Source organism: Streptomyces sp. NPDC058045 (genome assembly GCF_042885635.1).
Taxonomy (GTDB): domain Bacteria; phylum Actinomycetota; class Actinomycetes; order Streptomycetales; family Streptomycetaceae; genus Streptomyces.
In genome coordinates, this window is record NZ_JBHVRR010000006.1 from 61,426 (window position 1) to 85,550 (window position 24,125).

20 protein-coding genes are annotated in these 24,125 nt (G+C 73.3%); 11 read left to right on the forward strand and 9 right to left on the reverse strand.

Going from position 1 to position 24,125, the window contains the following annotated elements; translation table 11 throughout:
• Positions 1–48: 48 nt before the first annotated feature.
• A complete protein-coding gene (locus tag ACFVST_RS05965; RefSeq protein ID WP_390147282.1) occupies positions 49–1,008 on the forward strand; it encodes an NYN domain-containing protein in 960 nt (319 codons plus the stop codon).
• Between the two features lie 42 nt (positions 1,009–1,050).
• Here the strand turns inward: ACFVST_RS05965 and ACFVST_RS05970 are convergent, their stop codons facing one another.
• Entirely contained in the window at positions 1,051–1,911 is an 861-nt protein-coding gene (locus ACFVST_RS05970; RefSeq protein WP_390147284.1) for an alpha/beta fold hydrolase, read from the reverse strand.
• Between the two features lie 97 nt (positions 1,912–2,008).
• A complete protein-coding gene (locus tag ACFVST_RS05975; protein ID WP_390147286.1) occupies positions 2,009–3,754 on the reverse strand; it encodes a DEAD/DEAH box helicase in 1,746 nt (581 codons plus the stop codon).
• Between the two features lie 579 nt (positions 3,755–4,333).
• On the opposite strand from ACFVST_RS05975, the gene ACFVST_RS05980 reads away from it, so the two are divergent.
• The gene (locus tag ACFVST_RS05980; protein ID WP_390147288.1) at positions 4,334–5,101 is read left to right on the forward strand and encodes a ferritin-like fold-containing protein; all 768 of its coding nucleotides are present in this window, start codon (positions 4,334–4,336) and stop codon (positions 5,099–5,101) included.
• A gap of 16 nt (positions 5,102–5,117) precedes the next feature.
• Here ACFVST_RS05980 and ACFVST_RS05985 read toward each other — a convergent pair whose 3' ends face one another.
• The 4 genes from ACFVST_RS05985 to ACFVST_RS06000 form a co-directional block, all read right to left on the reverse strand.
• Positions 5,118–5,381 carry a hypothetical protein gene (locus ACFVST_RS05985; protein ID WP_390147290.1) on the reverse strand — a complete coding sequence of 88 codons (264 nt, stop codon included), beginning with the start codon at positions 5,379–5,381 and terminating at the stop codon, positions 5,118–5,120.
• 270 nt (positions 5,382–5,651) lie between these two features.
• The gene (locus ACFVST_RS05990) at positions 5,652–5,879 is read right to left on the reverse strand and encodes a DUF3107 domain-containing protein (protein ID WP_390147292.1); all 228 of its coding nucleotides are present in this window, start codon (positions 5,877–5,879) and stop codon (positions 5,652–5,654) included.
• Positions 5,880–6,040: 161 nt separating this feature from the next.
• Entirely contained in the window at positions 6,041–6,685 is a 645-nt protein-coding gene (locus ACFVST_RS05995; RefSeq protein ID WP_390147294.1) for a TetR/AcrR family transcriptional regulator, read from the reverse strand.
• Positions 6,686–6,862: 177 nt separating this feature from the next.
• Positions 6,863–7,096 (reverse strand): hypothetical protein, encoded by a 234-nt coding sequence (locus ACFVST_RS06000; RefSeq protein WP_390147296.1) that lies wholly within the window; start codon positions 7,094–7,096, stop codon positions 6,863–6,865.
• Between the two features lie 269 nt (positions 7,097–7,365).
• Here ACFVST_RS06000 and ACFVST_RS06005 point away from each other — a divergent pair, with 269 nt between their 5' ends.
• The 8 genes from ACFVST_RS06005 to ACFVST_RS06040 all read left to right on the forward strand — a co-directional run bounded on the left by ACFVST_RS06005 (position 7,366) and on the right by ACFVST_RS06040 (position 17,084).
• Positions 7,366–8,418, forward strand: a complete 1,053-nt coding sequence (locus ACFVST_RS06005; protein ID WP_390147298.1) for an alpha/beta fold hydrolase — start codon at positions 7,366–7,368, stop codon at positions 8,416–8,418.
• Between the two features lie 8 nt (positions 8,419–8,426).
• Positions 8,427–10,166, forward strand: coding sequence for a DUF3152 domain-containing protein (locus ACFVST_RS06010; RefSeq protein ID WP_390147300.1), 1,740 nt, complete (start codon positions 8,427–8,429; stop codon positions 10,164–10,166).
• A 230-nt stretch (positions 10,167–10,396) separates the two neighbouring features.
• Positions 10,397–12,181 carry a DUF3492 domain-containing protein gene (locus ACFVST_RS06015; RefSeq protein ID WP_390147449.1) on the forward strand — a complete coding sequence of 595 codons (1,785 nt, stop codon included), beginning with the start codon at positions 10,397–10,399 and terminating at the stop codon, positions 12,179–12,181.
• Positions 12,178–13,503: a hypothetical protein gene (locus ACFVST_RS06020; protein WP_390147302.1), complete on the forward strand. Its 1,326-nt coding sequence runs from the start codon at positions 12,178–12,180 to the stop codon at positions 13,501–13,503. The genes ACFVST_RS06015 and ACFVST_RS06020 overlap by 4 nt, the downstream gene beginning before the upstream one ends.
• Before the next feature lie 367 nt (positions 13,504–13,870).
• Positions 13,871–14,830 carry an NAD-dependent epimerase/dehydratase family protein gene (locus ACFVST_RS06025; RefSeq protein ID WP_390147304.1) on the forward strand — a complete coding sequence of 320 codons (960 nt, stop codon included), beginning with the start codon at positions 13,871–13,873 and terminating at the stop codon, positions 14,828–14,830.
• Positions 14,818–15,567: a spherulation-specific family 4 protein gene (locus ACFVST_RS06030; RefSeq protein WP_390147306.1), complete on the forward strand. Its 750-nt coding sequence runs from the start codon at positions 14,818–14,820 to the stop codon at positions 15,565–15,567. The genes ACFVST_RS06025 and ACFVST_RS06030 overlap by 13 nt, the downstream gene beginning before the upstream one ends.
• A gap of 63 nt (positions 15,568–15,630) precedes the next feature.
• Positions 15,631–16,809: an adenylyltransferase/sulfurtransferase MoeZ gene (gene moeZ, locus ACFVST_RS06035; protein WP_390147308.1), complete on the forward strand. Its 1,179-nt coding sequence runs from the start codon at positions 15,631–15,633 to the stop codon at positions 16,807–16,809.
• 128 nt (positions 16,810–16,937) lie between these two features.
• Entirely contained in the window at positions 16,938–17,084 is a 147-nt protein-coding gene (locus ACFVST_RS06040; RefSeq protein WP_390147310.1) for a hypothetical protein, read from the forward strand.
• A gap of 63 nt (positions 17,085–17,147) precedes the next feature.
• On the opposite strand, the gene ACFVST_RS06045 is transcribed toward ACFVST_RS06040, so the two are convergent.
• The 3 genes from ACFVST_RS06045 to ACFVST_RS06055 form a co-directional block, all read right to left on the reverse strand.
• Complete coding sequence (locus ACFVST_RS06045; protein ID WP_390147451.1) at positions 17,148–18,761, reverse strand: alpha/beta hydrolase; 1,614 nt, start codon at positions 18,759–18,761, stop codon at positions 17,148–17,150.
• Positions 18,762–18,918: 157 nt separating this feature from the next.
• The gene (locus tag ACFVST_RS06050; RefSeq protein ID WP_390147312.1) at positions 18,919–20,484 is read right to left on the reverse strand and encodes an alpha/beta hydrolase; all 1,566 of its coding nucleotides are present in this window, start codon (positions 20,482–20,484) and stop codon (positions 18,919–18,921) included.
• A 114-nt stretch (positions 20,485–20,598) separates the two neighbouring features.
• On the reverse strand, positions 20,599–23,418 hold the full coding sequence (locus tag ACFVST_RS06055) for a YbhN family protein (RefSeq protein WP_390147314.1): 2,820 nt from the start codon (positions 23,416–23,418) through the stop codon (positions 20,599–20,601).
• 150 nt (positions 23,419–23,568) lie between these two features.
• Here ACFVST_RS06055 and ACFVST_RS06060 point away from each other — a divergent pair, with 150 nt between their 5' ends.
• Positions 23,569–23,979, forward strand: coding sequence for an MGMT family protein (locus ACFVST_RS06060; protein ID WP_390147316.1), 411 nt, complete (start codon positions 23,569–23,571; stop codon positions 23,977–23,979).
• Positions 23,980–24,125 lie beyond the last annotated feature (146 nt).

Below are 24,125 nucleotides of genomic sequence, written 5' to 3' on the forward strand. Positions count from 1 at the left end.
ACCACCGGGTTTGTCGCTCCGCAGGGGCAGCGCGGACAATGAGCGGCCATGACTGACGCACCCCGAGCCGGCGGCCCCGCCCCCGGATCCACCGAGCCCGAGTCCGCCGCGCTCGACCGGCTCGACGCCCGGCTCACCGCGGGCCTGGACCGAGCCAACGAACTCCTCGCCCGGGTGCTCGCCGAGGTCTCCAGAACCCCGTCCACCCACGCGATCTTCGTCGACGCCGGCTATGTCTACGCGGCCGCCGGCCGGATCGTCGCCGGCACCGAGGACCGCCGCGCCTTCGACGTGGACGCCGGAGGTCTCATCGAGGCCTTCATCGACACCGCCCGCACCGTCTTCGCCGACAGCCGACTCCTCCGCGTCTACTGGTACGACGGCGCCCGGCGCCGTATCCACACCGCCGAGCAGCAGGCCATTGCGGAACTGCCCGACGTCAAGGTCAGGCTCGGCAACCTCAACGCCCACAACCAGCAGAAGGGCGTCGACTCGCTGATCAGGTCGGACCTGGAGTCACTCGCCCGGCACCGCGCGATCAGCGACGCCGCACTGGTCGGCGGCGACGAGGACCTGGTCTCCGCGGTCGAGGCCGCCCAGGGCTACGGGGCCCGCGTCCATCTCTGGGGCGTGGAGGCCACCGACGGCCGCAACCAGGCCGACGCCCTGCTCTGGGAGGCCGACAGCCAGCGCACCCTGGACCTGCGGTTCTTCAAGCCCTTCGTCACCCGCCGTACGGTCGCCAGCCCCGAAGGCGGCAGCACCCAGCGGCCCACCCGGGAGGACGTCTGGTTCGTCGGCGCCCGGATCGCCGCGACCTGGCTCGCCGAGCGCGGCCGGGACACCCTGGCCGAACTGCTCCCCGGCCACCCCTATCTGCCGGGCTCCGTCGACCAGGAGCTGCTGGTGGAGGCGGAGGGGCTGCTGAACTACTCGCTCCGCGGCCAGTCCGACCTGCGCCGCGCCCTGCGGGACGGCTTCTGGGAACACCTGCGCACCCGCCTCTGAACTCCCGTTCCCCGGACCGTAGTTGAGCTAGGAAGCCGGTGCTCAACGGCAGCGGTCCCAGAAGTCGGCCAGGGCGGTGGCCGTGGCCTCGGGCCGGTCGGTGTTGGGCGAGTGCTGGGCGCCGCGGACCACGGTGCGGTGGGCCGACAGCCGGTCCGCCATCGCGTCCAGCAGCGGCACCGGCCAGGTGTCGTCCCGCTCCCCGGACACCACATGCATGGGCAGCGGTACCGCCGCCAGCTCCGCGACCCGGTCCGGTTCGGTGCACAACTGCCGTCCGGTGGCGGTGAGTTGGGCCGGGCTGTTGGACAGCCAGCGCCGCCGCAGCGCGTCCTGGCCCGCACCACCGGGCCCGGTGTCGGTCTCCTCCGGCGGCTCCAGCTCCTGCATCGCGTCCCACACCTGCGCCATGTCGAGCACCGCCAGCGCGTCCTGCAACAGCTTCACCCGCTGCTGCTGCCCGGTGGAGATCCGCCCCGGCCCCGAGGACATCAGGGTGAGCGACCGGAACGGCGCCCGGTCCAGCAGCACCGCCGCCCGCGCCACCAGACCCCCCAGCGAATGCCCCACCAGATGCACCGGCCCCTCGTCCACCGCGGCCGCCTGCGCCAGCACATCCAGCGCCAACTCCCGCTGCGCGTAAGGCGCTTCGTCGTCCGCCGGACCCTTGGACTCGAACTGGCCGCGGCCGTCCACGGCGACGGTGCGGTAGCCGGCGGCGGCCAGCGGCAGATGGAGGGCGATGAAGTCCTCCTTGCTGCCGGTGAACCCGGGCAGCAGCAGGGCGGTACCGCGGCGGGTGCCCCCGGCGGGCGAGTCGATGGCCGCGAACTCCCCGCGCGGGGTGGCCAGTACGGTCCGGCGGGTGCCGGGGGGCGGGACGAAGGTGGGCGGCCGGCTCATGCGCCGGATGCTACCCGCGCTCCGCGGCCGGACGCCGCCGGAAACGGCGGAAGCGCCCACCGGCAGCCGGTGGGCGCTCCCATGGTGCCAGCGGGGCTCAGTCCTCCTGCGGGGCCGCGGCCCGGCGGGTCCGGGTGCGGCGGCGGGGGGCGGCCGGAGCCGACTCGTCCGCGACGGCCGCGGACTGCGCCGGCGGCGCACTGCTCGCGGCGGCCTTCTTACGGGTACGCCGCGGCCGGGCCGGCGCGGCCTCCGCGGTCTCCGCCACCTGCGCCGGGATGGCCGACTCGCCACCCGCCACAGCCTCCGCGGCCACGGCGGACTTGCGGGTACGGCGACGCGGCGTGCGCACCGTGGTCCCGCCGTCGGTGTCGGCCGCTGCGCCCTCGGCGAGTGCGGTCTCCGCGGCCGGAGCCGGCACGGAGTGCTCGGCGGTGGCAGCGGCCCGGGTACGCCGGCGGCGGCGCGGGGTGTGCGACGCGGTCGCGTCCTCGGTCAGGGTGTCCTGGCCGGCGGCGGAGGCGTCGACGGGAGCGCCGGCCCGGGTGCGCCTGCGCCGCCGCGGGGTGCGCTCGGGGCGCTCCCGCTCGGCGTCCTGCGTCCGCCCGCCGCGCTCGCGGGGCCCGGAGCGGCCGCGCTCACCGCGGCCACCGGTCTCGCCGAGGTCCTCGACCTCTTCGGCGGCGAGCCCGGCCCGGGTCCGCTCGGCCCGCGGCAGTACGCCCTTGGTGCCCTCCGGGATCCGCATCTCGGCGAAGAAGTGCGGGGAGGTCGAGTAGGTCTCGGCCGGGTCGTTGAAGTCCAGGTCGAGCGCCTTGTTGATGAGCTGCCAGCGCGGGATGTCGTCCCAGTCGACCAGGGTGATCGCGGTGCCGGAGTTCCCCGCGCGGCCGGTGCGGCCGATGCGGTGGAGGTAGGTCTTCTCGTCCTCCGGCGACTGGTAGTTGATCACATGGGTGACGCCCTCGACGTCGATGCCGCGGGCGGCGACATCGGTGCAGACGAGGACGTCGACCTTGCCGTTGCGGAAGGCGCGCAGCGCCTGCTCGCGGGCGCCCTGGCCGAGGTCGCCGTGGACCGCGCCGGAGGCGAAGCCGCGGCGCTGCAACTGGTCGGCGATGTCCGCGGCGGTCCGCTTGGTACGGCAGAACACCATGGCCAGGCCGCGGCCCTCGGCCTGGAGGATGCGGGCGACCATCTCCGGCTTGTCCATGGAGTGGGCGCGGTAGACGTGCTGGGCGATGTTGGCGACGGTGGCGCCCTCGTCGTCCGGCGCCGCGGCCCGGATGTGGGTGGGCTGCGACATATAGCGGCGGGCCAGCCCGATCACGGCGCCGGGCATGGTGGCCGAGAACAGCATGGTCTGGCGGCGCACCGGCAGCATCGCGATGATCTTCTCGACGTCGGGCAGGAAGCCCAGGTCGAGCATCTCGTCGGCCTCGTCCAGCACCAGGCACCGTACGTGGCCCAGGTTGAGCTTCTTCTGCCCGGCCAGGTCCAGCAGGCGGCCCGGGGTGCCGACGATCACGTCGACGCCCTTCTTCAGGGCCTCGACCTGCGGCTCGTAGGCGCGGCCGCCGTAGATCGCGAGGACGCGGACATTGCGTGCCTTGCCGGCGGTGAGGAGGTCGTTGGTGACCTGGGTGCACAGCTCGCGGGTGGGGACCACGACGAGGGCCTGCGGCGCCTCGGTCAGCTCCTCGGGCTGTGCGCGCCCGGCCTCCACGTCGGCGGGCACGGTGACCCGCTCCAGCAGGGGCAGACCGAAGCCGAGGGTCTTGCCGGTGCCGGTCTTGGCCTGGCCGATGACGTCCGTGCCGGAGAGGGCGACGGGGAGCGTCATCTCCTGGATGGGGAAGGGGTTGACGATACCGACGGCCTCCAGGGCCTCGGCGCTCTCGGGGAGGATTCCGAGCTGTCGGAAGGTGAGCGGCTGCGTAGTCAGGGTGTTGCCTCTTCTGTGAGACGCGGCGCGAGGCGAACGCGGGGGTCGTGACCGTGCCGGGGACGACCGGCCGCCTTACGAGGCTGGCCGGGTGGCGCGGGACCACTGCCGACGCTCCAGCGCTCGTACCGCTGAGGGGTGCCCCTCTCTGCCGCACGCCTTTGACGTGCTGCCGGAGGGCTGTCGGGGTCGGAGCCGATCGGGCCACCGACCGGGCATCCTCATGCATGTCCATGCGCTTGCGTCATGGACGGACCCGTCGATCGTTTCGAACGCTCCGCACGTCGCACACCCTGCGCGTCAGATGCTCTGACACGGCACTGGTACCGGCGTACACGGCCTCGAATAAACCGTCGGGCTCTTTACCACCATACCGCGTGCGGTCGCATTCGCGATGGGCGAAGTGTGTACGTAGTCGTTGTCACACTGCTCCCGGGGGGCCTTGCGGGGGGTCGGGGGCGGGCTATTGTGCGCTCTATGAGCACGCGTGACACGGCCGCTGACACACCCGCCACCGACGCCGACGAGGGCGGTGCGCCCCCGGAACGCACCGGGGTCGCCGCCCAGGACTGGGCGACCGCCGCCGCCGATCCGCAGTACCGGGCCGCGGTCATGGACCTGCTCGGCGCCCTGGCGTACGGGGAGCTGGCGGCGTTCGAACGGCTCGCGGAGGACGCCAAGTTGGCGCCGACGCTGGCCGACAAGGCGGAGCTGGCGAAGATGGCCTCGGCCGAGTTCCACCACTTCGAGCGGCTGAGGGACCGGCTGGCCGCGATCGGCGCGGAGCCGACCGAGGCGATGGCCCCGTTCCTGGCGGCGCTGGACGGCTTCCACAAGCAGACCGCGCCGTCGGACTGGCTGGAGGGCCTGGTCAAGGCCTATGTCGGCGACTCCATCGCCTCGGACTTCTACCGCGAGGTGGCGGCCCGGCTGGACTCGGACACCCGGGCCCTGGTGCTCGGGGTGCTGGACGACACCGGCCACGCCAGCTTCGCGGTGGAGAAGGTACGGGCCGCGATCGAGGCGGACCCGAGGGTCGGAGGGCGGCTGGCGCTGTGGGCCCGGCGGCTGATGGGCGAGGCCCTGTCGCAGTCGCAGCGGGTGGTGGCCGACCGGGACGCGCTCTCCACGATGCTGGTGGGCGGTCTGGCGGACGGCTTCGATCTGGCGGAGGTAGGCCGGATGTTCTCCCGGATCACCGAGGCCCACACCAAGCGGATGGCCGCCCTGGGGCTGGCGGCTTAACGGCGTCCGGCCGTCGTCAGGCGGTGGCTGAGCGGCGCAGCCGGCCCGGCCGCAGCAGCAGGCTCAGCAGGGCGACGGCCACGGCGAGCGCACCGAGCAGGGTCAGCACGGTGTGACCGGAACCGAGTGCGCTATGTGTGAGGAAGGCGCCGAGCAGACCGCCCGCGGCGCCGGTGCCGACGACCAGCCCGCGGGCGGGCAGCCGCCGCGCCAGGCTGCCGAGCGCCAGCAGACTCACGGCCACACCGACAGCGGCGGAGGCGAGTGCTTCCCAGAACATATGAGGTCCCTCCGCGGCGGGGTGCGTCTCGGACACCAGTGGTACGAGTTGGTCCTGCCCGGTCTACCCCAGGCCGACGGAACACAATCCTCCGCTAGGGGAGAACTGTGTGCCAGCGGTGAAGGGCGGCCGGGTTCCGGCCACCGCGGACGTACCCGGTGGGGGGTCCGGCGCAGCACGACGGCCCGGTGGTCGGCCTCGCGGCTCGTCCACCGGGCCGTCGCCCGGTACTGGTGCGCAGTGGGTCCGCGGCCGCGGAACCACCCGCGGCTACAGCGTGCTGAAGCCGACCTTGCGTGTGGTCGGCTCGCCCAGCTCGACGTAGGCCAGCTTCTCGGAGGGGACCAGGACCTTGCGGCCGTGGTCGTCCACCAGGCTCAGCAGCGGTGCCTTGCCGGCCAGCGCCTCGGCGACGGCGGTCTCGACCTCCTCGGCGCTCTGGCCGCTCTCCAGCACGATCTCGCGGGGCGCGTACTGCACGCCGATCTTGACCTCCACGACCTTGTCCCTCCGACGGTCAGTGAGATGCGCGGCCTGCCGCGCCGTACCCGCACACATTAGCCCGGTACGGGAAGCGCAAATGCCCCCGGTCGGCACGCCGGTAGCGAACACCGGGTGGGATCCGGGGGCGGTCCCGGCCGTGGGGCCGGGGGAGTGCGTCAGGAGTGCGGCTCGGCGCCCTGCAACGGGAAACCGGCGATACCGCGCCAGGCCAGCGAGGTCAGCAACTGCACCGCGGTGTCCCGGGGGATGGTGCTCCCGCTGGACAGCCAGTACCGCGCGACGACCTGGGAGACGCCGCCGAGGCCGACCGCCAGCAGCATCGACTCCTCCTTGGAGAGGTCGGTGTCCTCGGCGATCACATCGGAGATCGCCTCCGCGCACTGGAGGCTGACCCGCTCCACCCGCTCCCGCACCGCGGGCTCGTTGGTGAGGTCGGACTCGAAGACCAGGCGGAAGGCGCCGCCCTCGTCCTCTACATAGGCGAAGTAGGCGTCCATGCTGGCCGCGACCCGCTGCTTGTTGTCCGTGGTGGAGGCGAGCGCGGTGCGGACCGCCTGCAACAGGGCCTCGCAGTGCTGGTCCAGCAGCGCCAGGTAGAGGTCCAGCTTGCCGGGGAAGTGCTGGTAGAGCACCGGCTTGCTGACGCCGGCGCGCTCGGCGATGTCGTCCATCGCGGCGGAGTGATAGCCCTGGGCGACGAACACCTCCTGAGCGGCGCCCAGCAACTGGTTCCGCCGGGCACGGCGCGGCAGCCGGGTGCCGCGCGGGCGTGCCGCCTCTGTCTGCTCGGTGGCTGTCACGCCGCCTCCCAAGATCGTCCGTGTGCGGTGTGCGCCGCGCCGCCATCGTACTTTTCGGTAACTGTGATGCGCGCGGTGCGGGGGCAGGATTTCACGTACCGGACAGGTGCGGGACCTCTGCATAGACGGGCATAGTTCGCAAAAGTGATGGCCTGTGTCCGTGGATGGGTCTTTTGGTCAGCGGTAGTCGTCCTCATCCAGCTCGACCACCCTGGCCTGTTCTGCGCGGTCGCCTTCGTCGGCGGTGTCCGGATCGCCGTGCTCGTTCCGCACCTCCGTCTGTCGCGCCGCGACCTCGGTGTGCTGTTCGGCGGCGTCCGCCTCCGGGGCCTCGGTGTCCTCGGCCCGGTCGCGGGCCGAGTCGGGGTACGCCTCGTCGAACGTCTCTGGGTCGCTCGGGTCGACGCTCATCAAGCTGTCCTCATTCCCGGGCCGGGTGCCGCCGCCGGGTGGCGCGCCGCCGCCCGTGCCCTGCGGGCCGTGGTCATGTACGCGGCTGTGCGGCCGTGCCCGCCTGCGCTGCACGCGGGTGCGCCCGCCCACCGCCCGGCTCTCCGCCTTCGAGCGTAGGAGAGAGTCCGGCGGCGTGCCATGCCGCCGGCGGAGGGCGGGGGAACAACGGTGCGACGTGTGACGGCGAACACGCTTTGAGGGGCGTGATCGTCTCGTAACATTGCCGCATGTCTTCGACCGACCTGCCGCCCGTGCCCGCCGCCGTCCAGCCCTTGGTGGGAGCGGCCGTGGCGGCGGGGGAGCGGGTCCGCTCGGTGGGCCTGCCCGGTCTCACGCTCCAGGTGCGCGGCAGGCCGCCCGCCCGGGACGGCCTGCCGCCCGCCCTCTTCGTGCACGGACTCGGCGGGTCCGCGCAGAACTGGTCCGCCCTGATGCCGCTGCTGGACGGGCAGTTGGACTGCGAGGCGGTCGACCTGCCCGGCTTCGGCGAGTCCCCGCCGCCGGACGACGGGGACTACTCGGTCACCGCGCACGCCCGCGCCGTCATCCGCTATCTCGACGCCGCCGGCCGCGGCCCGGTGCACCTCTTCGGGAACTCGCTGGGCGGCGCCGTCACCACCCGGGTCGCCGCGGTCCGCCCCGACCTGGTCAGCACGTTGACGCTCATCTCGCCCGCCCTGCCCGAACTCCGCGTCCAGCGCGACGCGGTGCCCACCGGACTGCTCGCCCTGCCCGGCGCCGCCCGCCTCTTCACCCGCCTCACCCGCGACTGGACGGCGGAGCAGCGGGTCCGCGGCGTCATGGCCCTCTGCTACGGCGACCCGGGCCGGGTCTCCCCCGAGGCCTTCCGCGCCTCCGTCGAGGAACTCGAACGCCGCCTCGCCCTGCCCTACTTCTGGGACGCGATGGCCCGCTCCGCCCGCGGGATCGTCAACGCCTACACCCTCGGCGGCCAGCAGGGACTGTGGCGGCAGGCGGAACGGGTCCTCGCCCCCACGCTGCTGGTCTACGGTGGACGCGACCGACTGGTGTCCTACCGCATGGCGCAGAAGGCCGCCCGGGCGTTCCGGGACTCCCGGCTGCTGTCGCTGCCGGACGCCGGTCATGTGGCGATGATGGAGTACCCCGACACGGTCGCCGGGGCGTTCCGCGAATTCCTCGCCGACACGGGACGAGCCGCGTACGGGGACGGCCCGGCCGGAATCACACAGACCACGGCGGGCGCAGGTGCCGCCGCGACCGATACGGACGAGCCGGGCCGCACCGGCATGGGGAGCTGACAGGGCGCGTGGGACGTCACAGCCGCCGGGAACCGGCAGACCAGGACGACAGCACCCGCGCGGCCTCCGCCACCCCGGGCCGCCGCAGAGCCACCCCCCGACCCCCCAACGGGCCCACCGGCTACGGCACTTCGGCACCTGGTCCACTCAACGACCCGGCGGGCTACGGCACTTCGGCACCGCTCACGCCCAACGAGCCCGCCCGGCACCGCACTTCGGCCCCCGAGCCAGGGCCGGCGGCACACGGCACCCCCGGGTCGGGCACCCCCGGGTCGGGCACCCCCGGGCCGGGCGCCCCCAGGTCGAGCACCCCCGTGTTCGGCACGGCCGCGTTCGGTACTCCGGGGTTCGGGCGGCCGGGGGCGGGCGGTGCGCCGGTGTCCGGTCCGCGGGCCGACGGGCCTGCCGGGTACGGGAGTTCGGGGCGGGGGGCGGCACCGGATCCCGCAGGACCCGGCACGCCCGCGCAGGGGACCCCGGCGTTCCGCTGGCCCGGTCCCGCGCTTCCCGAGACCGGTGCGGGGGGCGATGCCGGGGGCGCCGGAGTCGGGGCCGTGGTCCGCGGCGGGCATCCCGAGCACCGTGAGCCGGGCGGCGGTTGGGGCGCGGTGAGCGGGGCCGAGGCCTCTGCCGGACCCGACGCGCCCTCCGTACCGCGGCACACGCCCGCGGGTGGCACGCCCCGCCCGGTGCGGCGGCCCGGTGGGCCGGGTGCCGTCGGGCCGGTGCGGTCGGCGGCCGGACCCGGGGCCGTGGCGCCACCGGAAGGGCCGCGTATACCCGGTCCGCGCCGTGAGTATCTGGACGCCTTCGACGACGAGGACGTCTTCGCCCCCCGCGGCTCCCGATTCCCCGTCGCCCTTCAAGACCCGGGCGCCGGGCGGGAGTTGGAAGGCTGGGGCGAGCCCGACGGGCGGGACGGTCTCGACGGGGACAGCGAGGAGGGTGGTCCGGAGGCGCCGACCCGGAGCAAGGGTGGCCGCGGGTTCACCTTCACCGGGATCGCCGCCGCGGCGGTCACCACCGTGCTCGCCATCGTCGTGGCGGGCCAGGTCGCCGACGGGCGCTCCGGATCCGGCGGCACCCGGCGCGACGGTTCCGGCGATGAGGCCTCCCGCCAGGACCAGCGGCCCGCCCCCGCCGCCCAGGTCGGCTACGCCCAGAAGATGAGCCGCAGTTACCCGCTGTCCCCCAAGCTGAAGGGCTCCGGCGCCTTCAGTGCCGTGCCCGGCCGGGACCGCGCCCCGGGCAAGGGCCGGCAGCTCCGCTACCGCGTCGATGTGGAGAAGGGCCTCGCCCTCGACGGGAAGCTCTTCGCCCAGGCCGTCCAGAAGACCCTGAACGACAAACGGAGTTGGGCCCGCGACGACCGCGCCTTCGAGCGGATCTCGTCCGGGAGGCCCGACTTCGTCATCACCCTGGCGAGTCCGGGCACCACCGCTGTCTGGTGCGCCAAGTCGGGCCTCGACACCACCGAGGACAACGTCTCCTGCGACTCGGCGGCCACCGACCGCGTCCTCATCAACGCCTACCGGTGGGCGCAGGGTTCCAAGACCTACGGCCCCGACCAGATGCACGCCTACCGGCAGATGCTCATCAACCACGAGGTCGGCCACCGGCTCGGCTTCAACCACGTCAACTGCACCCGGAACGGCGCGCTGGCCCCGGTCATGCAGCAGCAGACCAAGTTCCTCAGTCACAACGGCATCACCTGCAAGCCCAACCCCTGGCCGTTCCCCAACGCCTGACACGGCCAGACCGTCGCCGGGCGCACCACCCTGCGCCTCACGCTGAGTGAGTTTTTGCGCGTCCAAGGCCACGGAACGCGACCGGTGCGGGAAAGTTACGCGCGTTCACCCCTTTTGGTGGTGCGATGGACAACCGTCCGTCGCGCCACCGCCCCGCCTGCATACCTTCGTCCCGCTGCGAGCCGCCGGAGCGCCGGCGGCTCACCCAACGGGAGAACGGGGGTGTGCTCGTGCGGATCGGACTCCTCGCGGAGGGTGGTCCTCCGTATGCGGACGGTGCGACCGGGCTCTGGTGCGACCGACTGGTGCGCGGGCTGGAGCAGCACGAGTTCACGGTCTACGCGCTCGACCGGGACGCGCGCCGGGAGGTCGCCCGGCCGTGCCCGCTGCCCGCGCAGGTCCGCGCCGTGCACACCGCCCCGCTGTGGACCCCGGCCGAGGAGAACGCGGGCTACCGCCGCCGCGGCCGCCGCCGCTTCACCGACGCGTACACGGAACTCGCCGAAGCCCTCTGCGCCCCGCGCCCCGGGCCCGGCCCGATCGAGCCGACCCGGTCCAGCCCCCAGGCGGACCGTTTCAGCAACGCTCTGTACGCACTGGCCGAGCTGGCCCGTGAACTCGGGCCGCCCGGCGCCCTGTTCCGCTCCGAGCCCGCGGTCCGCGCCCTGGAACGGGCCGGCCGCAGCCCCGGCGCCCCCCTCCCGGTACGCGCCGCCCGCGTCACCGATCTGCTCACCGTCGCCGACCGGCTGGAACGCGCCCTGCGCCCGCTGGCCCTGGACTGGTACGACGAGGGCCTCGGCCGGGTGGATGTGGCGCACGCCACCACCGGCGGCCCCGCCGCCCTCGCCGGCCTGATCGCCCGCCACTTCTTCGGCACCCCCCTCCTCCTCACCGAGTACGGAGCCCAACTCCGCGCCCACCACCTGGAGTTCGGCCCGGACCACCGACCCGAGGGGCAGCGGCCCGAACCGGCTCCGCAGGCGCGGCACGAGACGCCCGGGGCCGCTCCGGTACGGGCACTGCTCGGCGCCTTCCACGGGCTGCTCGCAGCCGAGACCTACCGCCGGGCCGACGTGATCACCTCCGGCAACGCGCAGACCCGGCGCTGGCAGGAGCACTGCGGCGCCGACCGCGCCACACTGCGCACCGTCCACCCCGGGCAGGACGCGGCGCCCTTCGCGGAGGTGGGGGAGAGCGGCGACGGGGGCGAGCCGGGCACCCTGGTCTGGGTGGGGCGGATCGAGCCCGCGAAGGACCTGGTCTGCCTGCTGCACGCCTTCGCCGAGATCCGCCGGGCCGAGAGCACCGCCCGGCTCCGGATCATCGCCCTCCCCGATCCGCGGGACTCCGGCGGTGACCCGGAGCCCGGGGCACAGTCCGGCTGCGGTACCGGAACCGCCGGCGGCCCGGCCGAGGCGGACGGCTATCCCGCCCAGTGCCGGGCGCTCGCCGCGCAGCTCTTCCCCGACGAGGCCGACGGCCGGCACAGCATCGGCGCGAACCCGGTCTCCTTCGAGGAGCTGGGCGGTCCCGAGGCGCCGGACCTCGCCGAGGTGTACGCCGGGGCGGGAGTGGTGGTGCTCTCCAGCGTCATCGAGGGCTTCCCCACCGGCCTGGTCGACGCGATGTTCTGCGGCCGCGCCACCGTGTCCACCGACGCCGGGGCCGTGGTCGAAGTCATCGGCGGCACCGGTCTGGTCGTCCCGCCCCGCAACCCCAAGGCGCTGGCCGAGGCCTGCCTCTCCCTGCTGCGCGACCCCGGGCGCCGCGGACTGCTGGGCGCCGCCGCCCGCGCCCGAGCCCTCGAACTCTTCACCGTCGAGCAGAACGTCATGGCATTTCACGGCATTTACCTGGACCTGGTCTCCCACTCCCCGGCCCGCCCGATCGAGCCCGCCCAGCCCTTCGCCCTCCCCGCCGAAGCCCGACTCCCGGTGCCCTGGCGACCCGAACCCGCCCTCCCCTCCTGGACCGCGCAACCCGCACCCGAACCGGCCGAGGCGATCCGATGACCACGGAGGCAGCGACGGACGACACTTCTGGGGCCGGTGGGGCCGGCGGTGGCACCTCGGGCGGTGGGGCTTCGGGCGGTGGGGCTCCCGACGCCGGTACTTCGGCCGGTCGGGCCTCCGAGGCGACGGCTTCCGATACGACCGCCTCCGACTCGGCTGCCACCGAGGTGACGGCTTCCGTCTCGACCGCCTCCGACGCGACGGTGCCCGACGCCGACGCCGATCCCGGGGCGGCCGGATTGCCCGCCCCCGTTGTGCCGCCCGCCCGACGTGGTAGCGCCGACCCGGTCAAGGCGTTGCTGCACCGCCACCGCGACCTGTGTGAACGGGCCGTCGATCCGCTGGAGATCGCCGCCGGGCTGGAGGCGCACGGGATCACCGATCGCGCCGCCGCCCGCTTCCGGCACCGCGATGTCTTCTCGCTCGCCGAGGAGATGTACGCCCGCTCCGCCCACGACCCAGGGGCGGCCGGAACGCCCGCCCCCGCACCCGCGCCGGGCCACACCGGCTGGTGGTGCGTCGCACTGCTGCCGGGCCTGGCCGGAGCCCTCACCCTGGCCGCGATCCGGCTCACCGAGGGCCGGGCCCAACTCGCCGCCGCAGCAGTCGGGTTGGCCGCCACCGCCATGGCACTGCGCCTCGCGCTGCGCCACGGCCCGCTCCGTGGCCGCGCCCGCCGCACCACCCGGAGCTGGGGCTGCCTCCTGGTGGCCTATGCGGCGGTCGGCGACGGACTGCTGCACGAGGCGGTGTCCGGTGGGCCCGACGGACGCTGGCCGGTGGCCACCGCGCCGCTGCTCGCCCTCGTCTGCGCGGTGCTGCCCGCGGCCTGCGTCAGCCGGTTCTTCGCCGCCCGCGCGGGTCGTGCGGTGCGCGGCAGCAGAGGGCTGACCGAGTTCGCCACGTTCGCCCGGCCGCTGCTGCTGGGCTCGCTCGCGCTGTATCTGGCGGCGCTCGCCGCCCTGTTGTGGGGCGCGCACACCGTGCTCGGCGAAGACTCCGCGCTCCTCGGACCGGGCTGCCTGGGCGCCCTGCTGCTGCTCGGCAGACTGCTCACGGTGTACGGCTTCACCCATGCGCCGGCCGTGATGCTGGGCGCCGCCGCCTGTGCCGAAACGGCCGCTCTGGCCACGGTGTTCATCTCCTGGCTGCCCGGCTGCGAACCGTTCGGGGTGCCCGTGGTGCAGGCCGTCGACCTCGGCGGTCCTGGGGTGGTGCAGTCACTTGCCTGCGGCGGGGCGGCCCTGGTCCTCCTGCTCCATGCGGCGCGCGTACTGACCCGGGCCTCCGCCCATGCACCCGGCCGCCCGGAGCCCACCTGACGACGATCGGCCCGCCCATGCCATCCGGACCGGCGCCCGCCCCGACGGCCCCCAGGACCGCAGCGGCCGCCGCCGTTCGACGCAAAAGCCCCGAATCCCCACAGCCAGAAGCCCAGAAGCCGCGAAGCCGAGAACCGGCCGACCCCGCCGAAGCACCCCCGAGAACCCGGCCCACCCAGCCGGAGCCCACCGACCCCGACCGCAGCCCGGCGAAGTCTCCGGAACCCGAAACACCGCCGCTGTCGCGCGCCCCGGCCGCACCCGGCACCGGAGCGACCCGCCCTCCCCGCAGAACGCTGCAACCGCTCGAAGGAGAACGCACGATGACCCAGACCCTCACCCCCCGCTCCACTGTCGGAGGTGCCGCATGAGGGTGCTGCTGATCGGAGCCGGCGGATACCTCGGCCGGTTCGTGGCCGACCGGCTGCTCGCCGACCCCGCCGTCCAACTCACCGCACTGGGCCGCGGCGATGACGCCGACGTACGGTTCGACCTCGCCACCGGCAGCCCCGGGGCGCTCACCCGTTTCCTGGACGCCGTACACCCCGGCGTGGTGATCAACTGCGCCGGCGCCACCCGGGGCGGCGCCCGTGAACTGACCCGGCACAACACCGTCGCCGTCGCCACCGTCTGCGAGGCGCTGCGCCGCAGCGGATGCAGCGCCCGGCTGGTGCAGATCGGCTGCGGCGCCGAGTACGGCCCGAGCCAGCACGGCTCCTCCACCGCGGAGGACGCGGTGCCGCGTCCCGGCGGCCCCTACGGCGTGAGCAAGCTCGCCGCCACCGAACTGGTCCTCGGCTCCGGCCTGGACGCCGTGGTGCTGCGGGTGTTCTCCCCGGCCGGGCCCGGCACCCCGGCCGGCTCCCCGCTAGGGCGGCTCGCCGAGGCGATGCGCCGGGCCATGCAGTCCGGCGACAGCGAACTCAAGCTCGGCGGGCTCGGAGTGCAGCGCGACTTCGTCGATGTACGCGACATCGCGCGGGCCGTGCACGCCGCCTCCCTGTCCGCCGCGCAGGGTGTCGTCAACATCGGCTCCGGCCGGGCCGTGCGGCTGCGCGATGCCGCCGCGGTACTGGCCAGAGTCGCCGGCTACGGCGGTGCCCTGCATGAACTCGACGGCCCCGCACACCCGTTGCGGAGCACCATCGGGCACCCTCGCGGCGAGCACGACCACCCGGTGCCCGCCGCGTTCCCGTACCCCGACGGGTGCGGCAGTTGGCAGCAGGCCGATGTGCGCACCGCTCGCGACCGGCTCGGCTGGCGCCCCCGGATCAGTCTGGAGGAGTCCCTGGCGGACATCTGGATGGAGGCGGCATGTCGCATCTGACCTGCAGTACGCAGAGCGGCGCGGGCACCAGCACCGGGCTGGGCATCGGGGTGCCCGGCCTTGCGCACCCGCTGCTTGCGCCCGCCGAGTGGGCCGGGCTGACCCGCCCGCACACCCCGCTGCACTGGGTGGCGCTCGATGTGTCGGGCGGCCCGGGCTCCCGCCCCGACCCCCGCTGCCTGGACGCCTCGGGCCGGCTCACCCAGAGCGGGGCGACCGTACTCGGCCGCCTCGAACTCCGTTACGGTACGCGGGACTTCGGCGAGCTGGTGTCGGACGCCCACCGCTATCTGGACTGGTACCGGGTCGGCGGCTTTCTGCTCGACCGGTGCCCCACCGAGCGCATCGACCTGCCGCAGGTGCGCCGGATCACCTCCACGCTGCGGGCGATGCTGCCGGGCGCGCACCTCGTCCTCGGCCATGGCGGGCACCCCTATCCCGGTTACGCGGAGACCGGGGACCAACTGATCACCTTCGCCGGGCCGTGGAGCGAATACCGCTGGTCGCAGGTGCCGCAGTGGACCGCGGACTATCCGGCCGCCCGCTTCTGCCACCTGGTCCACGGGGTGCCGCGCAGTCATCTGGAGGAGGCGCTGAGAATCGCCCGCTGGCAGGGCGCGTCCACGATCTGGTTCACGGATCGGACGGATCCGGGGTGCGGGGCCGGCGCCTGGGAGGGGATGCCCGGGTACTGGGATGAAATCGTCTCGCGTATCGGACCACGTGTCTCGGAATGAAGAAGGGCGTGGCAGTGTTACGGCAAGAACGACCCTTCCGATATACCGACCAACGGAGTCCCCGTGTCGCTGCCACCCCTGGTTGAGCCCGCATCCGAGCTCACCGTAGACGAGGTCCGCAGGTACTCCCGCCACCTGATCATCCCCGATGTGGGCATGGACGGGCAGAAGCGGCTGAAGAACGCCAAGGTGCTCTGTGTGGGCGCCGGCGGTCTCGGTGCCCCGGCCCTGATGTACCTGGCCGCCGCCGGTGTCGGCACGCTCGGCATCGTGGAGTTCGACGAGGTCGACGAGTCGAATCTGCAGCGCCAGGTCATCCACAGTCAGTCGGACATCGGCCGGCCCAAGGCCGAGTCGGCCCGTGACACGGTCAAGGGCATCAACCCGCTGACCGAGGTCGTCCTCCACCAGGAGCGGCTGGACTCCAGCAATGTGATGGAAATGTTCAGCCAGTACGACCTGATCGTGGACGGGACGGACAACTTCGCCACCCGCTACCTGGTCAACGACGCCTGTGTGCTGCTGAACAAGCCGTACGTCTGGGGCTCCATCTACCGCTTCGACGGGCAGGCCTCCGTCTTCTGGGCCGAGCACGGCCCGTGCTACCGCTGCCTCTACCCGGAGCCCCCGCCCCCCGGAATGGTCCCCTCCTGCTCTGAGGGCGGTGTGCTGGGCGTGCTCTGCGCCTCCGTCGGCTCGATCCAGGTCAACGAGGCGATCAAGCTGCTGGCCGGCATCGGCGACCCGCTGCTCGGCCGTCTGATGATCTACGACGCCCTGGAGATGCAGTACCGCCAGGTCAAGGTCCGCAAGGACCCGAACTGCGCGGTCTGCGGCGAGAACCCGACCGTCACCGAGCTGATCGACTACGAGGCCTTCTGCGGTGTCGTCTCCGAGGAGGCGCAGGAGGCGGCGGCCGGCTCGACCATCACTCCCAAGCAGCTCAAGGAGTGGATCGACGACGGCGAGAACATCGAGCTGATCGATGTCCGCGAGCCGAACGAGTTCGAGATCGTCTCCATTCCGGGCGCCAAGCTGATCCCGAAGAACGAGTTCATCATGGGCTCCGCCCTCGGTTCGCTGCCGCAGGACAAGAAGATCGTCTTGAACTGCAAGACGGGTGTCCGCAGTGCGGAAGTCCTGGCGGTCCTCAAGTCCGCGGGCTTCGCGGACGCGGTCCATGTCGGCGGCGGCGTCATCGGCTGGGTCAACCAGATCGAGCCGGAGAAGCCGATCTACTGATCAACCCCCTTGGCGGGCTGCGGTGTTGGGCCGCAGCCCGCCTTCTGCGTGTGGTGTCCGACCGCCGCCCTCGTCGGACGTCCCGGGCCGCATCCGGCGGGAACGGCGGTGTCTGGCAGGCTGGGGGCATGAAACCAGGTGGTGACGACGCGCGGACGGGCCGCAGGCTCACCTGGATCGGCGGTGGCGTCGGCTTGCTCATCGCTCTCGCCATTCCACTGTCGAGCATCCTCCTCTACCTCGTCCTCTCCTTCATCGCCGCCGTCTTCGACTGACACCTCACTGCCCAGAGGATCCGGAGCGGGCTCCCACCGATCCGCAGCCGGGCACGGACCCGGTCAGGAACAGATGGTGCCGTCCTTCGGCACAGTGCCGCGCAGCAGATAGGCGTCGACCGCGCCGTCCACGCAGCGACTGCCGCCGCCGTAGGCACCATGGCCCTCTCCTTTCCACGTGAGCAGGACACCCACCCCGTCGCCCAACTCGTCCGCCATCCGCCGGGCCCCTTCGTACGGGGTGGCCGGGTCGCCGGTGTTGCCGACGACCAGGAGGGGTGCGGCGCCCGGGGCGCTGACCTCGGGTGTCCGGTGCAGGCCCGGTACCGGCCAGGAGTGGCACCAGCCGGCGGTGTCCCAGGCGAGGAACTCCCCGAAGACCGGTGAGACCCGGCGGAACTCCCCGAGCCGCCGCTCGGCCTGGCCTGGCGTGGGCCGCTGGGCGTCGTCGCGGCAGGATATGGCCCGTTGGGAGTGGCTCTCGGTGCCGTAACTGCCCGAGGGATCACGGTCGTTGTACAGGTCGGCGAGGCGCAGCAGGGGGCGGCCGTCGTCGTGTGCGGCGGCGGTCAGGGCCCGGGTGAGCAGGGGCCAGCTCCGCTTGGAGTAGAGGGTCGCGGTGATGCCGGTGACGGCCAGGGACTCGGTGAGCCGGCGGCCGTCGGCGGCGGGCAGCGGGTGGGAGTCGAGCCGGTGCAGCAGTGCGGCGATCTTCCGGGTGCCGCGCGCCGGGTCCTGATCGGTGGAGGCGAGGTAGTCGTCCAGGGCGCGCTGGAAGCCGCGGGCCTGGCCCCGGGCGTGGCCCACGCCGTCCTGGGTGGGATCGACCACCGCGTCCAGCAGGAGGCGGCCGGTGCGCTCGGGGAAGAGGTGGGCGTAGACGCCGCCGAGTTGGGTGCCGTAGGAGATGCCGAAGTAGTGGAGCCGGCGGTCGCCGAGGACCTGGCGGATCAGGTCCAGGTCCCGGGCGGTGTCCTCGGTGGACAGGTGCGGCAGCAGGCCCCCGGCGTTCTTGGCGCAGCCGCGGGCGAACTCGGCGGAGTAGCGGAAGTAGGCGGTGCGTTCGGAGCGGTTGTCCGGGGTGAGGTCGAGGCGTTCCGCCTCGCGGAGTTGTGCGTCGCCGAGGCAGCGGATGCCTTCGCTGGCGCCCACGCCGCGGGGGTCGAAGCTCACCAGGTCGTAGCGGCCGCGGAGGGCGGTGTACTGGTCGGCGAAGGACGGGAGCAGGTCGACGCCGGAGCCGCCGGGACCGCCGAAGTTGAACACCAGGGAGCCGATCCGTGGGCCCTTGCCGGTGGTGCGGGCGCGGATCAGGGCGACGTCGAAGGTCCGGCCGCCGGGGTGCGCGTAGTCGAGGGGGACCTTGAGGGTGGCGCACTGCCAGGGGGCCGGGGGCCGCTCCCCGTCGGCGTTCTTGCCGCAGCGGCCCCAGGCGGGGTGCTGGCCGGTCAGCGTCTGGGGCAGACCGTCCGGGTTCTTGCCGGCCGGTGGTGCGGAGCCGGTGGGGGAGGCGCGCTGCGAAGGGGCGCCGGAACCGGGCGGCCCGCTGTCCCTGCCTGCGCCCGACGTACCGCCCGAGCCGCAGCCCGCGACCAGCAGCAGCACCGCGAGCACCGCCCCCGCCCAACGCATCCGACGCCCTGAGACCACCGTCGAGAACATCACCGAGACCGCCATCGAGACCACCCCCCAAGTCCTCCCGGGTGGAGGACGACGTCGTCATCGTAGGGAAGCGGCCATGGCCCACCCCGTTCGTTGTCCACAGCCCTGACCACGCGATATGACAAGTGCCGGTACGACAAGTGTCAGTTCGGGGAGTGAGCGGGGCGGAGGCTCAGGGGGCTGTGGATTTCGGGCACACCGTTCCCGACTGGGGTACCTTCCCGTTCAGCAGATAGCCGTCCACCGCGCCCCGTACGCACTTGTCGCCGCTGTCGTAGGCGCCGTGCCCCTGCCCCCGGTAGGTGAGTTCGACGCCCACTCCGCTGCCCAGGGCCTGGGCCATCCGCCGGGCGCCCTGGTACGGGGTGGCGGGGTCGCCGGTGTTGCCGACGACCAGGATGGGTGCGGAGCCGGGGGCGCTCACATCGGGATGCTCGCTCGCCCCGGGCACCGGCCAGTCCGTGCAGCTCAGCATCCCCCATGCCAGATAGTCCCCGAAGAGAGGTGAGGCCTTGCGGAACTCGGGCAAGCGGGCCCGTACGTCGGCGGCGGTGTAACGGGCTTTGGCGTCCGCGCAGTTGATGGCGACGTTGGCGGCCTGGATATTGCTGTAGTGGCCGTCCTGGTTGCGTCCGTTCATCGAGTCGGAGAGCGCCATCAGGATCCGGCCGTCGCCCTTGTACGCCTGCTGGAGGCCTTCGGTGAGGTAGGGCCAGAAGTCCTTGGAGTAGAGGGACTGGGCGATGCCGTTGGTGGCCGCGGTCTGGGTGAGGTCGCGGGGGAAGAGGCCCGGCAGGGGCTTCTGGTCCAGCTTCTTCAGCAGGGCGGCGACGCGGTTCTGCACGTCCTGCTCGCTGTTGCCGACGGGGCAGCCGCCTGCCTTGGCGACGCAGTCCTTGGCGTAGTTGTCCAGCGCCAGTTGGAAGCCCTTGGTCTGGCCGAGAGCGCTCTGCTCCGGGTCCTGGGTGGGGTCGACCACTCCGTCGAAGACGGCCCGGCCCACGTTCTTGGGGAAGAGGTGGGCGTAGACGCCGCCGAGTTCGGTGCCGTAGGAGATGCCGAAGTAGTGGAGCTGCCGGTCGCCGAGGACCTGGCGCATCAGGTCCATGTCGCGGGCCGCGTCGGTGGTGGAGACATGGGGGAGGACGCGGCCGGAGTTCTTCTCGCAGGCCTGGTTGAAGCCGCGGGTGTTCTGCACCAGTTGCTTCTGCTCGGCCGTGTCGTCGGGGGTGGCGTCCTGCTGGAAGTAGTCGTCGAGCTGCTGGTCGTCCTTGCAGCGGACGCCGTCGCTGCGGCCCACTCCGCGCGGGTCGAAGCTCACCAGGTCGTAGCGGGTGCGCAGGGCCGTGTACTCCTTGCCGAAGGCGGGCAGGGTGGTCACGCCGGAGCCGCCGGGGCCGCCGAAGTTGAAGACGAGGGAGCCGATGCGGCGGTCCGCGGGGCCACTGGCGCGGGCCCGGATCAGGGCCAGGCCGATGGTGTCGCCCTTGGGTTTCGACCAGTCGAGGGGCGCCTTCATGGTGGCGCACTGCCACTTGGCGCCGCCCGGCAGCGGGGACGGGGCGCCGCCACCGCCTTCCGATTCCGAGGGGGCGCCGCAGTCCTTCCAGTCGAGCTTCTGACTGGGCAGGTCCTTGACCGCCGTGTCGTCCGAACCGCCGCAGGCCGCGGTGGCGGAGGCGAGCAGAGCGGTGGCGGCGAGCAGAACACAGGGGCGGAACCGGTACGGATAGGGCATGTCACCCATCCTGCGGGCGTGGCTCTCGGCCCGCGCGCGGGGCGGCGTCCGTGCGGGTGAGCGACCGGCCGCCGCAGCCGCGGGGCGGTCCTGCGGCTACCAGGCCTGCCAGGCCTACAGGGCTCCCTTGCGGGTCAGGTGGTTGAAGGCCAGCCAGCCCGGCAGTACCGGAAGCCACAGTGTCAGCAGCCGGTACAGCAGCACGGCGGGCGCCGCGACCTCCTTCGGCAGCCCCACCGCGATCAGGCCGACCGTCAGCGTCGCCTCCACGGCGCCCACCCCGCCCGGAGTCGGCGCCGCCGAACCCAGTGCGTTGCCGGCGAGGAACACCACCGCGACGCTGGCGATGCTGAGGGACGCCTTGTCACCGCCGAAGGCCCGGATCGACGCGTCCAGGCACATCACGAAGGTCGCCGTCAGCAGCAGCATCCCGCCGATACCGGTGATCAGCTTCTGCGGGCGCTGGAGCACGTCCAGCATCCGCGGCACCACCCCGGCGAACAGCGACCGCACCCGCGTCACCACGAATTTCCGCAGGAACGGGATGGACGTCACCACCAGCACCAGCACCGCCACCGTCAGCAGCCCGGCGATGACCGTCCGGGACGGCGACAGCGACGGGGTCTTCTCGGTGCCGGTGAGATAGCCGAAGGTCAGCAGCATCAGGATGTGCGCGCCGAGCCCGAAGAGCTGCGAGGCGCCGACACTGGCCACCGCGAGCCCCGGCCGTACCCCGGCCCGTTGCAGGAACCGCGTGTTGAGCGCCACCCCGCCGACCGCCGCCGGCGCCACGATCTTCACGAACGAGCCCGCGACCTGCGCCGCCACCGTCCGCGGGAACGGCACCCGCTCCGGTACGAAACCCAGCAGGCTCATCGCCGCCGCCACATAGCTGAGCGCGGAGAACAGCACCGCCATCGCCACCCAGCCCCAGTGCGCCTGCCGGAAGAGGGTGCCGAACTCGATATGGGTGAGCTGGGTGAGCAGGAAGTACGCGCCGATCGCCCCGGCCATGAAGCTCACCAGGGTCCGCGGCCTGATCCGTTCCAGCCGGGCCGGTTCCACCGGGGCCTGCGGCCGGATCAGCAGCACCTGGTGGCGGATCTGGCTGAGCAGGTCCTCCTCCCGGGCGCCCTCCACCGCCTCGTCGATCGCCCGCTTCTCCGCCTGCTTCTCGGCGCGCAGCGTCTTCTTGTCGAGTTTGTCGACGGGTACCCGGCTCGCGCCGCCGCCCTGCTCCCGGGCGCCCTCCTCGGCCTCCGCGAGCCGGGCCAGCTTCGCCTGCCGGGACGCTTCGAGTACCGCCTCCCGCTCCCGCTCGGACCGCTCGCGCGCGAGACGCCGCAGCGTCGCCCGGGTCGAGCGGGTCAGCGCCAGCGGTTGCAGCAGCGGCAGGCAGTCCGCCACCACGTCCGTGCCGAGCACCGCGAGCGCCGAGGCGACCGCCCGCTCCGCGCCGACCCGCAGCCCCAGCGTGGTCAGCAGTTGCGCGATGTCCATCCGCAGGATCAGATCGCCCGCGGCGATCTCGCCGCCGCTGAGATCGGTGAGGATCACCGAACCGGAACGGTCCACCAGGATCGCGTCACCCGCCAGCCGCCGGTGCGCGATCCGCCGCGACTGGAGCGCGCGCACCTGCCGCCAGGTGCCGTCCAGCAGGGCGTCGGTGATCTCCTCGTCCGGCAGCGAGTCCAGGGTGCGGCCGCCGGTGTGCTCGTAGACCAGCATCACCGCGTCCGGGCCCAGCTCCGAAGTGGCGATCAGCTTGGGGGCGTTGGCGCCGGCCGCGATCGCCGCGTACGCCAGCAGGGCCTCCTGTTCCAGGGCCTGGCGCAGGGTCTGGAGGCTGCGGCGGGTGGTGAAGGAGCGCAGGGTGAGCCGCCGCCACACCCGGTAGAAGAAGCCCTGCGCCTGCTGCTCGCGGTCGACGACGGTGACATCCAGCGGCGGCCCGTCCTCCAGGGTCACGAAGTAGCGGCGGCCGCGCTCCGCGGCATCCGCCGCCTCCGCGCCGCCCGGCTGCGCCTCCGGCCGGGCCGCGCGGGCGCTCACCGGACGGAAGCCGACCCGCCGCAGCCCCGCCAGCAGCGTCTGCCCGGTGGGCCGCACATTGGGCGAGCCGACCGCGTACACCGTGCCGTACGCGACGGTCCAGCCGATGAGGACGGTGAGGGCGATGGAGAACGGCGTGGTGTAGCCGGCGACGAGCATGGCGAAGGCGTCCAGCAGCAGCACCACCCACAGCACGACCCGCCAGCGCGGTCTGCGGGACATCCCGACCGCCGTCATATAGGCGATGACCGGGGCGAGATAGCCGTGCACCGGATCGGTCAGGACGTGGATGTCGCCGGGGGAGGGCTGGGTGAGGGCCTCCTGGATGGACGAGGGGGCGCCCTTCGACACCCACAGGTCGGTGGCGAGCGTCACGCCGTGGGCCAGGACCGCGGCCAGCACACCGTCCGCGATCCGCAGCCCGTCCCGTTTGATCAGCCGCTCGATGGCGAAGGCCACCGGCACCAGCAGCACCGCGATGCTGGAGGCCAGGCCGGCGAACTTGATCAGCAGGTCGGGGGCCTGGCCGGTGCCCTTGTTGATGTCCTGTTCGAGCCCCGAGGTGGTGCCGTGCGCGAAGGCCGCCACGGCGAGCAGCACCGCGATCGCCAGCAGGCCCACCAGCAGCCGCATCAGGTCCGAGGGGCGGTGCACCCGGGCCGGCAGCAGCGGCTCGTCGACCTCGACCTCTTCCACATGGGCGCCGTCGGAACCGTCCCCGTCGCCCGCGGCGTCGGACCGGGTCGCCCCGGAGGGCGGCGGGGCGGGCGGCTCAGTGCCGCCGTCGGGCGCGGGCGGGCGCGCCGCACCGCCGGACGTGCCGGTCTCCTGCCCGGAGTGCACGCCCTGCTGCTCGGTCGCGTCGTCTTGATCTCGTATCACCAGTCACCGCCCGCACGATGGTGGCATGGCCCACCGGAGCAGTGGGGCATCAGGGTGCAATGCGGGGTCCCACAGTGTGCCGCATCGCGGGGGGCCCGGCGCGATCGGCACCGGGTCACGGTGTCCGAGGCGTGCGGCAGGATGGGGCGGATGAGCGAGCAGAGCCGGCCGGAGCCTTCCGGCCACCCCGGACCGCCCCCGGACGACACCGGACCCCCGGCGCTGCCCGCGTACGCGGAGCGCGTCCTGGACGTCGCCGAGCTGATCCCGCCGGGCCGCGTGATGACCTACGGGGATGTGGCGGAGTGGCTGGAGGAGGGCGGTCCGCGCCAGGTCGGCCGGGTGATGGCGCTGTACGGCGGCGCGGTGCCCTGGTGGCGGGTGGTGCGTGCGGACGGGGTGCTGCTGCCCGGCCACGAGCTGCGCGCCCTGCGGCACTACCGGGACGAGGGCACCCCGCTGCGTGAGGCCGGCCGCGCCACCGCCGGCCATGTCCCCCGGCTCGATCTGCGCCGCGCCCGCTGGGACGGCGGACCGCACACTCCGGAGGACCACCCCTGACGGCCTCCGCCGCCCCGTGAACCGGAGCGGGCGGAATGGCCCGTACGGGGGACGGCGTACGGGGCGGGCGGCCCGCCGCGTAGCGTGCACGGCAGGCGTCCCACCCGTCCCGTTCATCCCACTCATCCCGTCACCCCGTTCCCCGG